Raw genomic sequence first — 13,845 nt, 5'->3', positions numbered from 1 at the left:
CTCAACCATTCGCCGACTTATTGGGTCGGCGAATGATTGTAGTTGCCGCCTCATTTACATTACTTCAATCTAATTCAATAAATTATTCTTCGTGTTTAAACAATTTTGTTTGTTGTTCTAAATAGCTCAGCACATCAGATATTCGGTGTTTGCCTGACATTGATTGTACGCTATTGGCTGTATTTATTAGCGGCATGCCTATCGAGGTAACATATAGTGGGTGCTTACTTTGACCACGAAGAACTTCGATCAAATACTCGCTATTGCCTGAAAACGGCTTTTTAGCAACACCAATAATAGGAATGGTTTTGTGCTTGTCCAATCACTAAATAACACGCTATTTAGATTTAGTAATACAAAAAATTTCTGAAAAATGGATGATGGCTGAATCAATAGTCACCTTGAAATGCTAATACACAAATTTATTTATAGGATTTGACTAACAAGAAAGTTTTAATGTTTAGCTTGTATGCAGTTGAACAATTTATTTTGCTGTTCAACCGCATTATAGCTATATTAAATTAACCAAAAAACTTTTTCACTTTGTCAAAAAAGCTTTTTTCTTTGGGACTGTGTTTAGCATTTTTATCGGCTTTAAAACTTTCGCCTAGCTCTTTGAGTAACTCTTTTTGTTTACTGGTTAAGTTCACAGGCGTTTCAACCACAACATGGCAATAAAGATCCCCAACGGCACTATTTCGTACGGATTTAATACCTTTTCCTCTTAAACGGAACATTTTACCTGTTTGGGTTTCTGCTGGAATGGTCAAGCTAACTTTACCGTTTAAGGTTGGTACTTCCACTTCACCGCCAAGCGATGCCAATACAATGTTAATTGGGATTTCGCAATGTAAGTTTGTACCATCTCGCTCAAAAATAGCATGCGGTTTCACTTGCACTTGTACATATAAATCACCAGATGGAGCACCATTTAAGCCGGCTTCACCTTCACCAGAAAGTCGAATACGGTTACCAGTATCAACACCGGCAGGAATTGTAACCGATAATGTTTTTGTTTTTTGTATTCGGCCTTCACCGTGACATTTTTTACATGGATTTTTAACTACTTTACCGCGACCATGACACGTTGGGCATTCTTGCTGTACTGCAAAAAAACCTTGTCGCATTTGAACAGCACCAGAGCCATGGCAAGTGTTACAAGTTACAACATCAGAAGCCTTTTGTGTACCTTGACCATGGCAAGTATTACACGTTACCCAAGTTGGGACCTTGAGTTCTTTTTCAACACCTGCTGCCGCTTCTTCAAGTGTTAGTGTGATATTGTATTGTAGATCTGCACCTCGAGAGGAGGTTTGTCGACCACCACGACCACCGCCAAAGAAGTCACTGAATATATCATCAAAGGCAGAACCGCCACCAAATCCGCCAAAACCTCCAAAACCGCCAGCACCAGCGCCACCATGACCTTGTTCAAAAGCGGCATGACCATATTGATCATAAGCGGCTTTCTTTTGTGGATCAGTTAAGATTTCATAAGCTTCTTTGACTTCTTTAAATTTTGCTTCGGCTTCGGCTTTATTGTCCTGATTTTTGTCAGGGTGATATTTCATTGCTAGGCGCTTATAGGCTTTTTTTATCTCACTTTCACTGGCACTTTTACTGACGCCTAATGTTTCATAATAATCTTTCTTCGCCATAATTAACCTTTATTTTTATCTCTTTTCATAAACAACTAAACGGGCTTGAGGAGACCTCGTGCCCGTTTAATGTGTTATATGTTTAAAATTTGTTGAAATAACGCATTAAAAAACATACTAATTAATGATTATTTTTTATCTTCATCAACTTCTTTGAAGTCAGCATCAACAACGTCATCTTCTGCTTTTGTGTTTCCACCTGCAGATTGACCCGCACCTTGGCTTGCTTGAGCTTGTTGTTGTGCTAATTCAAGCAATTTTTTAGACGCTTCCATTAAGGCATTAATTTTTGCTTCAATTTCGGCTTTATCTTCACCACGAGCGGCAATTTCTAAAGCACTTACTGCATCTTCAATTGCTTTTTTATCATCAGCTGATAACTGATCACCCGCTTCAGTCACTTGTTTACGAGTTGAGTGAACAAGGTGATCTGCTTGGTTACGAGTTTGAGCTAACTCTTCAAACTTACGGTCTGCATCGGCATTAGCTTCCGCATCATTAACCATTTTTTGAATTTCTTCTTCACTTAAACCTGATGAAGCTTTAATAGTGATATTTTGTTCACGGCCAGTATTTTTGTCTTTCGCTGATACATGTAAAATACCATCGGCGTCAATATCAAAAGTTACTTCAATTTGTGGCATACCACGAGGTGCCGCTTGAATGCCATCTAGGTTAAATTGACCTAGCGATTTGTTATCACTTGCACGTTTACGTTCACCTTGTAATACGTGGATCGTTACCGCTGATTGGTTGTCTTCCGCTGTTGAGAACACTTGACTATGTTTTGTTGGGATAGTTGTGTTTTTCTCAATCAAGGCAGTCATAACACCACCCATGGTTTCAATACCTAATGATAATGGCGTTACATCAAGTAATAAAACATCTTTTACATCACCACCAAGTACACCACCTTGAACCGCAGCACCAACAGCAACCGCTTCATCTGGGTTTACATCTTTACGCGGCTCTTTACCAAAGAAGTCAGCAACGGCTTTTTGTACCATTGGCATACGAGTTTGGCCACCAACTAAGATAACATCTTTGATATCAGATACCGAAAGCCCTGCATCTTGTAATGCAGTTTTAACAGGATCCATTGAGCGTTTTACTAAGTCTTCAACTAAAGCTTCTAGTTTAGCGCGAGTCACTTTAATATTTAGATGTTTAGGACCACTAGCATCAGCAGTAATATAAGGTAAATTAATATCAGTTTGTTGTGCTGATGATAATTCGATTTTTGCCTTTTCTGCCGCTTCTTTTAAGCGTTGCATTGCAAGTGGATCGTTTTTCAAATCAAAGTTTTGTTCACGTTTAAATTCGTCAACCAAATAATTGATTAAGCGTGAGTCAAAGTCTTCACCACCTAAGTGAGTATCACCATTTGTTGCAAGTACTTCAAAAGTTTTTTCGCCATCAACATCATCAATTTCGATAATAGAGATATCAAATGTACCACCACCAAGGTCATACACAGCAATAGTGCGGTTACCCACATCTTTATCTAAACCGTAAGCAAGTGCTGCAGCTGTTGGTTCGTTGATGATACGTTTAACTTCTAAACCAGCAATACGACCAGCATCTTTTGTTGCTTGACGTTGTGCATCGTTAAAGTAAGCAGGAACAGTAATAACCGCTTCAGTTACTGCTTCACCAAGATAATCTTCTGCTGTTTTTTTCATTTTCTTTAAAACTTCAGCTGAAATTTGTGGTGGAGCAATTTTTTGTCCTTTAATATCAACCCATGCATCGCCGTTGTCTGCTTTTACAATTTTATACGGCATAATACCAACATCACGTTGTACTTCGGCGTCTTCATAACGACGTCCAATTAAACGTTTAATCGCAAATAATGTATTTTGTGGATTAGTTACTGCTTGACGTTTTGCTGGTTGGCCAACTAAGATTTCCCCATCTTGTGTGTAAGCAATAATGGAAGGAGTTGTGCGGTCACCCTCTGCGTTTTCTAAAACTTTTGCTTGACCGTTGTCCATTACAGCAACACATGAATTTGTTGTACCTAAATCAATACCAATAATTTTACCCATAGTCTATTCTCCTCAAAACCTGTATTTTATTTCTTGTATATAGGTCTTAAATATTAATTTTCAAGCCCTTAAATTCCACAAGAAATGTTTTTGTTTTCACATAAATGGGAACGTTATTGTTAATATCAAGGGGAATAAAAAAATAATTTTCTTAAATCTTGATTATAGCCTTTTCAACACTTATCATTGCCGCTCTTTTTCATTATCAAAATTAATTTATAGGATCTTTATGGAACAAGCAAAACTTGCAAATCCAGGCCCTCTTGGTTTGATGGGATTTGGTATGACAACAATTTTATTAAATATTCATAATGCAGGGTTTTTCCCGGTTATGACGGCGATTGCATCAATGGGTATTTTTTATGGTGGTCTTGCTCAAGTGATTGCAGGTATTTTAGAGTTTAGAAAAGGTAATACTTTTGGAACAACTGCATTTACCTCTTATGGTTTCTTTTGGATTGCATTAGTTGGTATTTGGTATTTACCAACCTCACCAGCAACAGCACCATCTGACGCAACTTTTGTTGGTATTTTCCTTGCTTTATGGGGTATTTTTACTGGCTTTATGTTTATTGGTACATTAAAAGGCAATCGTGCTTTGCAATTCGTCTTTGCTAGTTTAACTATTTTGTTTGCTTTGTTAGCTATTGGTAATATTTCTGGTAACCATGGCATTATCCATGTAGCTGGTTTTGAAGGTATTATTTGTGGCGCAAGTGCTATTTATCTTGCAATGGCAGAAGTACTTAATGAACAATACGGACGTACTATTTTACCAATTGGCGCACCTAAAGGCGCTGCGCATTAATTGATGTATCACCCCTACCTAATTATTTGGGTTGGGGTGATTTCTTATCTTCACAATAACGTTAGCTCTACTATTTATCATTATTGGTACTTATCAATGATCGACTTATTTCAAGCAGTGATTGAGTATGTTTGTTTATCACTTTATCGGACAAGTAGTTATCTTTTGCACTATGGGCATTTTTTATAACAATTTTACCATTTTCATCTATATCACCCGATGTGATCATGATGTAATTGGGTATTTGTGTTTCCATTTTGCCACTGTAAAAAGTAATATCTTCTAGTTGTAGATTTGATTGTTGCGGTTTTAGAAAAATTAACTCGTTACCATTGCCAATACTATCGATAAAAATAAATTTTTTGTCTTTCATTTGGTTAGAATAGCTTTCCAACATTTTTAAACCATATTGGTTGCTATTGCCACCATCATATAAAACAAAAGCTATTTTTTTCTTCTCTTTTTTATTAAGTTTATTAATTAAATTTATGATGGTAATAATGCTTGATGAATTACAAACAAAGTTCTTTTGGTTAGGAATGCCACTTTTAAATTTAAAGACGAAAAAAAATAACAAAACCGTTGAAATAATTGAGCCAACTCCTGAAACACTAAAAAAACCTTGAGTACGGATATCAGGAATCAAAACAAAATAATTTAGTATCAATGAAGCAATGAATAAAATAATGATTGGCGCAATACTGATAAAGTAACTTAATTTACTAAATTGTGGAGAAAATGCGTATTTTTTTTGAATATTGAAGTTATTAACGCCAGTATCGTAATAAGTGCAAATAATTAATTCAGCTTTATTTAAATCACCAATATAAGCATTGTAATAGTTTTCATATCGTCTTGTTGCTAATTTCAACTTGGCTAGTTTAGCATCAACCATATAGCCTAATTGAATTAGTTCTTTAGATATCACTCTTAAAAAAGCAATCTTTTGTTTAGCAGAAAATCGTTTACCAAATATGACACAGTATCGGAGCACAAGATCTTTAAGTATTTTCATTATTAATAAACTAGTTAGATATAAAAATTAAACAATATAGTGAATATAACTTTATTAATCATATTCACTATACACTTGATAATATTATCAATTAGCAAAATTAAACTAATTAATAATCATCTTCATTCTGAGATTGATGGGAATGAGTAAGATTAGCAATAGCATCTTGAATATTATCATGACCGGCGTCAAGACACTCTTTGGCTAATTCTTGTACTGATAATGAGTCTCTATTACATACTGCATTAATTACCATAGGTAAGCTCATGCCGGTAATAACTTTAACATCCATACCCAATTCACGCCATTTGGGCACGCATTTCATTGAAGCATTGTAAGGAGAGGCTCCATATAGATCGACAAAAATTAAGACTCCTTTGCCTGAATCTAAAGATTTTGAACAATTAAATAGATCCGTTTTTAATTGATTAATATCTTGCCCTGGATTGAGTGATAGTGTTTCAAATTTGTCTTGTTCTCCAACTATCATTGTTACACTATCTTTCATCCCTGATGCCATTTTGCCATGGCTAATTAATAAGACACCTATCATTTTTACCTTCCTATATTATTCAAACATTTTGATTGCTTCATTTAATGTTACTTTTTTCAAAGAAGGTGTTGCTTGAAAATAGATATCCATATCCGGGTAACTATTTTGTAAATCGATCAATAGATCAAGTTGCTCTTTGTTAATCGATACTTCTTTAATGATTGATGTTGCCCCAGGAACTAGCGGTAAACCACCAATATTTAGGTTTGTTATTGGCACTCCTGCTTTAATAATTTTATACATTACTTCAATGTTCTTTGTAATTAAAATAACGTTAAAATCATCGTACTTGCGATCATTCCAATATCTTACTGCACCATCTTCTTTTAATACTCTAATTTTATGACCAGTGCTAGCACCAGCGCCTAGAATGATATTTTTTGTGAACTCGTCATTTGCTGAATAGTCATCTACCACAAATAAGGCATTAGCCCCAGCTGCTTTTGAAACATTAGTTGCAACTTGACCATGAATAAGACGACTATCTACTCGAGCTAAAACAACTTTTCCCATAATTTAAAACCTCTATTTTTTATATAATTATTTTATAAAATGCCAATTGCAGCTAAAACACCAAGTAGGATTGTTAATCCAATTAATGCATTGGTTACTTTTAAACCTTTTTTAGAGAAATAAAAATATAATCCCATTACAACAATAAGTGGTAACACTCCTGGTAAAATTTTATCCAATGTATCTTGTATAACGAACTCTTTGCCTGATAAGGTAAATTTTAAACTTGATGAAACTTTGATATAACTGGCAGCTAAGATACCCATCATAAACAAACCTAAAATAGATAAGCCTTCAATAAGCATCTGCATTTTATTACCAACAACTTCTGTTGCCGCGTTTTTCCCTAACTTAAATCCTAATTGAGCAAAATAATATCCAACAAAAAGTTGATAAATTACAAAGGCAAAGAAAGGAAATAATGCCCCAATTGCTAAACCTTCTTGTGCCCAAGGTAGTGCAATTGCGATAAAAATATATTGTACTGTGCCTGAGTCAATCGCATCGCCAATACCCGCTAATGCACCCATTAACCCAGCTTTAGTATTATAAAGTACATCATCATCAATACTGATTGGTTTATTTTGATATACTTCATCGGCTCTTACTGACTCAAGTGAGGCCATAATCCCCGAAATCGTTCCTCCACCCCAAGTTATTTGAGTATTAAAGAACAATAAATGTCTTTGGTAAGCCGCAGCCAGTTCACTTTTTGATTTATATAGTTTTTTTAGGATTGGCATTAATCCCCACATCAAAGATGCCGCAAGATAACGATCAAATGAGTGTGGGATTTCATTGGCATAATACCATCGTAACCACGCAATAGTGATATCCTTTTTAGTGATTGTTTCCGGCTTTAGATCAATACTTTCTTGTACGATTTCTGTCATTATAAAGTTCCTCTATCTAATTTATTAATCGAATATCTATAGATTAATAATCATCATCATCTTCATTATTATTGGCATTATTTCTAGGTTGGTCTGCTGCAGCGTTTACCGCTTCACTTTTTGCCAAGACAAAAATAAATGCAACAATAGCGCCAACAATTGCGTAAGTTACCATTGTTATATTGAGTGGTTTTGTAATTACCGCTAAAAAATAAGCCAATAAAAAGAATATGATGTAACTCTTTTTACCAATCACATAAATGGTTAATGCAATACCAACAGCTGCCAGCCCACCACCAATGACATTAAGGATATGGAAAACAAGTCCGCCCGCATTTGATTTAATCACATCGGCAATAATCGGTGCTCCAAAATATAATGCGACAAACATAAATGGTATAAATAGAGCACAACTACAAATGATTGGTAGTATGATTATAGAAAATGTTAATTTTGAACTATTTGCTTCTTGCGCATATTTTTCTGTTAATTTCATAATCATAGTGTTAAAGAAAAACCTTAGTTGATACAAATAAGATCCTAATAAACCAACGGGTACAGCGACCGCAACAGCAGCAGTGGGCTCCATTTTTCCGAGTAATGCTACTGGAACAGCAACTGCCGTAGCAATAGAAGGTTCTGATGGCATTTGACCACCAGGAGAAAATACACCCATATAAATTAATTGTATTGCCGCAGTTGTTATCATGGCATTTGTGATATCATTAAAAACTATCCCAACAATTAAACCTGTCATCATTGGGGTAAATCTTAATGTTAATGTTGCACCTCCTAGTCCCCTAGACATTACCATCGCAACCCATACAGAAATGATGGCTGCTTGAAGAAACGTTACATGCATTTCTTGCATATATAAACTCCTTAATGTTTTTATTATTACTTAAAAATTAAAAAAATAATTAAGAAACAATTGATTGTAGTTCTAATTTGTTAACAAAATTTTCTACATCTTGTACACATTTTTCTCCCATTCCTTGTAAGCATTCAATTGCATAAGCTGAGGTATGTGGTGTAACAAGTACTTTTGGATGTTTAACTAAAGGATTATCGTTGTATGATGGCTCGACATACATTACGTCTGTTGCATGCCCAGCTACAATTTCACTATCAAGTGCTTTTAATAATGCACTTTCATCAATCAATTCAGCTCGAGCAGTATTTGTGATATAAACGCCTTTCTTCATTAAAGAAAATTGGCGCTCTTTTAAAATATGGTAACTGGTTTCATTTAATGATGCGTTTAAAGAGATGATATCTGAATTTTGGAGTAAATAATCTAAATCAACAATTTCAATATTATTTTTACTCGCCCATTGTTTATTAACTTTAGGATCAACAACGAGTAGCCGAGCATTAAAACCATGCTTAAATATTTCTGCTACTCGACTGCCAATATTACCGCATCCAATAACACCAACGACTTTACCCGTAACATTAATACCTAAAAAAGAGGCTCTTTTCTTCCACTCATTTGACTTAACTGCAGCTTGAGATTGAACTGTTTGTCTGATTAATGCTAGTAAATTGGTTACTGCATTTTCAGCGACAGCATCTCGTTCAACTAAAGGAGGAACTATAGTAACAATCGTACCGTGTTCTTTGGCAGCAATAACGTCAACGTTATTAAACCCGATTCCATGGCGAGAAAGTAAAAATAAAGGATCTTTTTTATTATCAAAAAACTCTTTATTAAAAAATGGCCTAACGCTTGCAATAAATATATTGTATCCTTGCAATGCATCAGCTAGTTCCTTTCCTGAAATATTATTATCAAAAGTAAAATGTTTTACTTCACCTATTTTTTCTAATCGCTGTAAATGATCAGGAAAGTATTTCCCAAAACTACTGGAGTTGATTACTGCAATTTTATAATTTTCCACTCAATGCTCCTAGTTAATAAACCATTACAATTATATTTATTAGTAAATAAATACCGTTTATTTTCCATTCAGCTATTATGTGACTGGTAACATTTAGTATAGTTTATTAAATTTAGAAAAAAGTGAATTTAGATCACATTTTGAACACATTTTTTCTAGAAAATAGACATTTATTTAATGAATAACAAATTCTTTTAACTTAGAAAGTTTTAGATAAATATTGAGGAAATTTGGAATATGAGATTAGCAATCAGAAAGGCTATTATTACGTAAATTCAATCAATAAAAAAGGGCAACTATGCCCTTTTTAATCAGTTATAAAAATACAATCAATTATTTTTTATAAGCGTCGTTATGAACACCCACCGCCGCACGGCCTGATGGATCATTTAAGTTTTTGAATGATTCATCCCATTCAATCGCTTTAGCTGTTGAACATGCAACTGTTGGGCCACCAGGTACACAATGAGCCGCACTTTCAATTGGAAATAGTTCATTAAAAATTTCACGATACATATAAGCTTCTTTCGAAGTTGGCGTATTATATGGGAAGCGGAATTTTGCATTTTCTAATTGCTGATCAGTAATTTTACTTTCTGCAATTTCTTTTAATGTATCAATCCAACTATAACCAACACCATCAGAAAACTGCTCTTTTTGACGCCAAACAACCGATGCAGGTAAGTAGGACTCAAATGCTTCACGGACAATATGTTTTTCCATTTTGCCATTGCTACCACACATTTTATCTTTTGGATTAATGCGCATTGCGACATCTAAGAACTTTTTATCAAGGAATGGGACTCGAGCCTCAACACCCCAAGCCGCCATCGCTTTATTTGCACGCGCACAATCATACATATGTAGTGCTGCTAATTTGCGTACCGTTTCTTCATGGAACTCTTTAGCATTTGGCGCTTTGTGGAAATAGAGGTAACCACCAAACACTTCGTCAGCACCTTCACCAGAAAGCACCATTTTAATGCCCATTGCTTTAATCTTACGCGCCATTAAATACATTGGTGTTGATGCACGGATTGTGGTGACATCATAAGTTTCAATAAAATAAATCACATCACGAATCGCATCAATACCTTCTTGAATAGTAAAGTTAATTTCATGGTGAACTGTGCCTAGATGATCGGCAACTGCTTGTGCAGCTTTAAGATCAGGTGCACCTTTTAAACCGACAGCAAATGAATGCAACTGTGGCCACCATGCTTCTGATTTTTCATGATCTTCAACACGGCGCGCTGAGAATTTTTTAGTGATTGCTGAAATGACGGAAGAATCAAGCCCACCTGATAATAATACACCATATGGCACATCAGACATTAAATGGCTTTTTACTGATTCTTCTAACGCAATGCGAAGCTCATTAATGTCAGTTTTGCTATCTTTAACGTTGTCATAATCCATCCAGTCACGTTTGTAGTAGGTTTTGATTTCACCTTCAGTACTAGATAGATAACACCCAGGAGGGAATGCTTCAATTGTCTTACAAACAGGCACTAAAGCTTTCATTTCAGAGGCAACATAAAATGTGCCGTTTTCATCATGACCTGTATACATTGGAATAATACCAATATGGTCACGGCCAATAAAATAGCTGCCTTTGTTGATATCATAAAGGATAAATGCAAACATGCCTTGTAATTCATCAAGGCAATTAATACCTTTTTCTTGATATAAAGCAAGAATCACTTCACAGTCAGACCCTGTTTGAAATTCATAACGATCTTTGTACTGATTTCGGAGTTCTTGATGATTATAAATTTCGCCATTTACTGCTAAAACTAATGTTTTATCTTTATTATAAAGCGGCTGAGATCCTGTATTAACATCTACAATTGATAAACGTTCATGAGCAAGAATAGCTTTATCTGACGCAAAAATACCAGACCAATCAGGACCACGATGACGTTGTAGGCATGATAGTTCTAATGCTTTTGTTCGTAGTTGTTCTGGATCTGATTTAATATCAAGAATACCTAAAATCGAACACATTGATTTTCTCCATTTCAAATCGCATAAGCGATACAGTTACAAGTAAAAACTAACTAGATAAAAATTTCATAACATTTTTTACTTTTATTCAATATAAAAAATATTATGAACAAATATTTAAATAAACAGCATACACATTATTAATACACAATAAAAGCGTTAATTATTTTTTTAACCATTGGCCTTGTCGCTTAATATATTGCCCTGCAGGGGTCTTTTCTTGCGCTTTACTACCGGCCTTTTTTTCTACTTCATTTAAAGGAACATTACTTTCAGCTGATACTTTTTGATACTGTTCTTTACGAGCTTGATTAATAAGTTGTGCAATTTCAGAAGCGTTACCTTCGTTTTTTACTACACCTAAATAGCCATCAGCTTGTTCACCGACAATACCTTGTGCTTTGGCTTGGCTTAATGAATCAATTGCTTGTTCTAAATTTAATGCAAATACAGAAAAAGATAAAACAGTTGATAATAATATTATTATTGCTTTTTTACAGATAGTCATAATAAACTCCTTAATGAGTACATCATATTTTATTAATTTAAATATGAATAACAAAAATTTTTAATACCACGTATTTTGTGTTACACAATCAAATCGATCAATCTAGTATAATCCTGATTTATTGATAATATTATCTAATGCTTTATCGACCTTAATATTAATTTCATGGTCTATTTTTACATTCAAATTGATATTAATCGGTTCGCTCGGTGCTTGAACTTTGACAGTAGGCGAACATCCGATTAACGTTCCAGCTAATACCATAATTACCATAACATTTCGTACCATAAAATAACCTCTTATTTTGAAGATTTCCTTTTTAAATGTGCTTCAATACGTTTACGAATAGGCTCGCTAACTTGATCAGATAGCTGTAAACTCATAAGTAATTTACTGATATTTTCTTCAAGATTGATATTTAAATTCACTGCCTTGCCATTTTCAACATCTAAATTACTTCCTTGAATATTTAATCCTAGTTTGGCAATATCATTGGCATAATCAACCGTTCCTGATAACTTAGTATAATGAAAATTTTTAATAATATCAGCGAGTATTTTCATATTCGGGTTACTTTGTACATAATTTTTAAGTGCTGAGTTTTCAAATTGTAAATATCCATCTTTAGTGGTAATTAATTGGCCTTTTTTTATAACCGCTTCGATGATCGTGCCACCTTTTTTCTTGTTAGCCAATAATATAATCGGTAAGTTACCATCGATCGCCCCACTGCCAGCTAACCCTTCTGCTGGGTATTGAGTAAAGATATCTTTTAGTTGTATCTGTTTTATCTTTAAATTTAATTGTTGAGGTAATTTTGCTAAATTCAACTTGTTTTTATCAAGAAAGATAAGGCCAGAAAAGATACTCGCTTGGGCTTTAGTCCAGCTAATGGTTCCCTTATCGGGGGCATTAATTGAAGCAAAATACTTTCCAACTAATTTGATCTTTTCAAAAGATAACCCCATGTTGACTTCTTGTATATTCAACGCTGGACTCGAAATAGTAAACTGATTATTCTTCACAACAAGATTAATATTACCTGTCGCAGATTTTATTTCGCTGGTTTTATAAATACCATTGAGTTTATTAATAACAAGCTGTGTTGTGGCAGATAGTTGATTGTTGTCAAATGGAATGGCCGATTCAACTTGAAAGGTTAAATTACCAGATGAATCAGCTAAGATAAGATCATCAGAAAGACTAGCTTTAACTAAACTAATAGAAGCATCATTTAAACTTGATAAACTTAACTGTTTACGGTTAACCCAACCACTAAACGGTAAAGTTAGTTGCCCATTTTCAATACCAAATTGGTTTACTGTTGTGGTAAAAAGTCCATTTTGTATATCAATACGTGGCTCTGTTGTATTAACAGTGGTATTAAATTGTAAATTAGCTGATAGTTTCGCAACGTATTGGCTATTGGTTGACATGACCAACTGTATTGCTTCTTGCTGTTTGGTGATATCAATTTTCACGTTAAATTGCTCGTTATTTTGTGTATAAAATCTTAACGAATCAATATGAATTTTTGATGGTAACCAATAAAGTATTGTCGAAATGAATGACGCATCATCAGATTGGTTAACGTCCTGATTAAAGTTTTTATCAAGCGTTTCAACCACTTCTTTTTGAGTAGTATCTATTACTTTTTTATCGTCTGATTGCCAGTGAATATTAAGTTCATTAGCTGATAACTGCGACAATGAAATCAGCAAGTTTTTTGCTGTTAGTGAGTATTTTGATGGTTGAGAGACAGTGATTTCATCAATAGCTAAGCCATTAAAGCTCACACTGACACCATGCCAATCTGCCGATAGCTGGTATTTATCTTTTAATGATAGCCAATATTGCCTTACACATAAGCTCAATAGCATAATGATTAGTACAATACTGAGTAAAATCCAATAGCGTTTTTTTAAGCGAGCCATTTCTAAA

14 protein-coding genes are annotated in these 13,845 nt (G+C 34.3%); 1 reads left to right on the top strand and 13 read right to left on the bottom strand.

The genetic code is table 11. The features are described from left to right. Positions 1-82: 82 nt before the first annotated feature. From GQ590_RS05265 to dnaK, 3 genes are all read right to left on the bottom strand, one after another. Entirely contained in the window at positions 83-322 is a 240-nt protein-coding gene (locus GQ590_RS05265; protein ID WP_160405748.1) for a hypothetical protein, read from the bottom strand. Positions 323-521: 199 nt separating this feature from the next. After that, the gene (dnaJ, locus tag GQ590_RS05260) at positions 522-1,658 is read right to left on the bottom strand and encodes a molecular chaperone DnaJ (protein WP_160405747.1); all 1,137 of its coding nucleotides are present in this window, start codon (positions 1,656-1,658) and stop codon (positions 522-524) included. Between the two features lie 128 nt (positions 1,659-1,786). Next, positions 1,787-3,706, bottom strand: coding sequence for a molecular chaperone DnaK (gene dnaK / locus GQ590_RS05255; protein ID WP_160405746.1), 1,920 nt, complete (start codon positions 3,704-3,706; stop codon positions 1,787-1,789). Positions 3,707-3,935: 229 nt separating this feature from the next. On the opposite strand from dnaK, the gene satP reads away from it, so the two are divergent. Continuing rightward, a complete protein-coding gene (gene satP / locus GQ590_RS05250) occupies positions 3,936-4,514 on the top strand; it encodes an acetate uptake transporter (RefSeq protein ID WP_160405745.1) in 579 nt (192 codons plus the stop codon). Between the two features lie 70 nt (positions 4,515-4,584). Here the strand turns inward: satP and GQ590_RS05245 are convergent, their stop codons facing one another. The 10 genes from GQ590_RS05245 to GQ590_RS05200 form a co-directional block, all read right to left on the bottom strand. Beyond that, positions 4,585-5,529 carry a hypothetical protein gene (locus GQ590_RS05245; protein WP_160405744.1) on the bottom strand — a complete coding sequence of 315 codons (945 nt, stop codon included), beginning with the start codon at positions 5,527-5,529 and terminating at the stop codon, positions 4,585-4,587. A gap of 109 nt (positions 5,530-5,638) precedes the next feature. Next, the gene (locus GQ590_RS05240; protein WP_160405743.1) at positions 5,639-6,082 is read right to left on the bottom strand and encodes a PTS sugar transporter subunit IIA; all 444 of its coding nucleotides are present in this window, start codon (positions 6,080-6,082) and stop codon (positions 5,639-5,641) included. A 15-nt stretch (positions 6,083-6,097) separates the two neighbouring features. After that, on the bottom strand, positions 6,098-6,595 hold the full coding sequence (locus GQ590_RS05235; RefSeq protein WP_160405742.1) for a PTS sugar transporter subunit IIB: 498 nt from the start codon (positions 6,593-6,595) through the stop codon (positions 6,098-6,100). Between the two features lie 32 nt (positions 6,596-6,627). Further along, entirely contained in the window at positions 6,628-7,488 is an 861-nt protein-coding gene (locus GQ590_RS05230; protein WP_160405741.1) for a PTS system mannose/fructose/sorbose family transporter subunit IID, read from the bottom strand. A gap of 43 nt (positions 7,489-7,531) precedes the next feature. Further along, positions 7,532-8,359, bottom strand: coding sequence for a PTS sugar transporter subunit IIC (locus GQ590_RS05225; RefSeq protein ID WP_202112887.1), 828 nt, complete (start codon positions 8,357-8,359; stop codon positions 7,532-7,534). Between the two features lie 49 nt (positions 8,360-8,408). Then, positions 8,409-9,389, bottom strand: a complete 981-nt coding sequence (locus GQ590_RS05220) for a D-isomer specific 2-hydroxyacid dehydrogenase family protein (protein ID WP_160405740.1) — start codon at positions 9,387-9,389, stop codon at positions 8,409-8,411. 333 nt (positions 9,390-9,722) lie between these two features. Beyond that, the gene (gene asnB / locus GQ590_RS05215; protein ID WP_160405739.1) at positions 9,723-11,396 is read right to left on the bottom strand and encodes an asparagine synthase B; all 1,674 of its coding nucleotides are present in this window, start codon (positions 11,394-11,396) and stop codon (positions 9,723-9,725) included. A gap of 163 nt (positions 11,397-11,559) precedes the next feature. Continuing rightward, positions 11,560-11,904, bottom strand: a complete 345-nt coding sequence (locus GQ590_RS05210) for a YdbL family protein (RefSeq protein ID WP_160405738.1) — start codon at positions 11,902-11,904, stop codon at positions 11,560-11,562. Between the two features lie 102 nt (positions 11,905-12,006). After that, positions 12,007-12,192, bottom strand: coding sequence for a YnbE family lipoprotein (locus tag GQ590_RS05205; RefSeq protein ID WP_160405737.1), 186 nt, complete (start codon positions 12,190-12,192; stop codon positions 12,007-12,009). 11 nt (positions 12,193-12,203) lie between these two features. Beyond that, entirely contained in the window at positions 12,204-13,838 is a 1,635-nt protein-coding gene (locus tag GQ590_RS05200) for a YdbH domain-containing protein (protein WP_160405736.1), read from the bottom strand. Positions 13,839-13,845: the final 7 nt, after the last annotated feature.

This window comes from Gilliamella sp. Lep-s35 (assembly GCF_009795845.1).
GTDB lineage: Bacteria > Pseudomonadota > Gammaproteobacteria > Enterobacterales > Orbaceae > Gilliamella.
The sequence above is the reverse complement of the archived record's forward strand: the minus strand, read 5'-3'. Positions and strand labels throughout refer to the sequence as shown.

Excerpts from the sequence above, each read along its gene's own strand:
- dnaJ (WP_160405747.1), bottom strand. The coding sequence starts at position 1,658 with ATGGCGAAGAAAGATTATTATGAAACATTAGGCGTCAGTAAAAGTGCC.
- dnaK (WP_160405746.1), bottom strand. The coding sequence starts at position 3,706 with ATGGGTAAAATTATTGGTATTGATTTAGGTACAACAAATTCATGTGTT.
- satP (WP_160405745.1), top strand. The coding sequence starts at position 3,936 with ATGGAACAAGCAAAACTTGCAAATCCAGGCCCTCTTGGTTTGATGGGA.
- GQ590_RS05245 (WP_160405744.1), bottom strand. The coding sequence starts at position 5,529 with ATGAAAATACTTAAAGATCTTGTGCTCCGATACTGTGTCATATTTGGT.
- GQ590_RS05240 (WP_160405743.1), bottom strand. The coding sequence starts at position 6,082 with ATGATAGGTGTCTTATTAATTAGCCATGGCAAAATGGCATCAGGGATG.
- GQ590_RS05235 (WP_160405742.1), bottom strand. The coding sequence starts at position 6,595 with ATGGGAAAAGTTGTTTTAGCTCGAGTAGATAGTCGTCTTATTCATGGT.
- GQ590_RS05230 (WP_160405741.1), bottom strand. The coding sequence starts at position 7,488 with ATGACAGAAATCGTACAAGAAAGTATTGATCTAAAGCCGGAAACAATC.
- GQ590_RS05225 (WP_202112887.1), bottom strand. The coding sequence starts at position 8,359 with ATGCAAGAAATGCATGTAACGTTTCTTCAAGCAGCCATCATTTCTGTA.
- asnB (WP_160405739.1), bottom strand. The coding sequence starts at position 11,396 with ATGTGTTCGATTTTAGGTATTCTTGATATTAAATCAGATCCAGAACAA.
- GQ590_RS05210 (WP_160405738.1), bottom strand. The coding sequence starts at position 11,904 with ATGACTATCTGTAAAAAAGCAATAATAATATTATTATCAACTGTTTTA.
- GQ590_RS05205 (WP_160405737.1), bottom strand. The coding sequence starts at position 12,192 with ATGGTACGAAATGTTATGGTAATTATGGTATTAGCTGGAACGTTAATC.
- GQ590_RS05200 (WP_160405736.1), bottom strand. The coding sequence starts at position 13,838 with ATGGCTCGCTTAAAAAAACGCTATTGGATTTTACTCAGTATTGTACTA.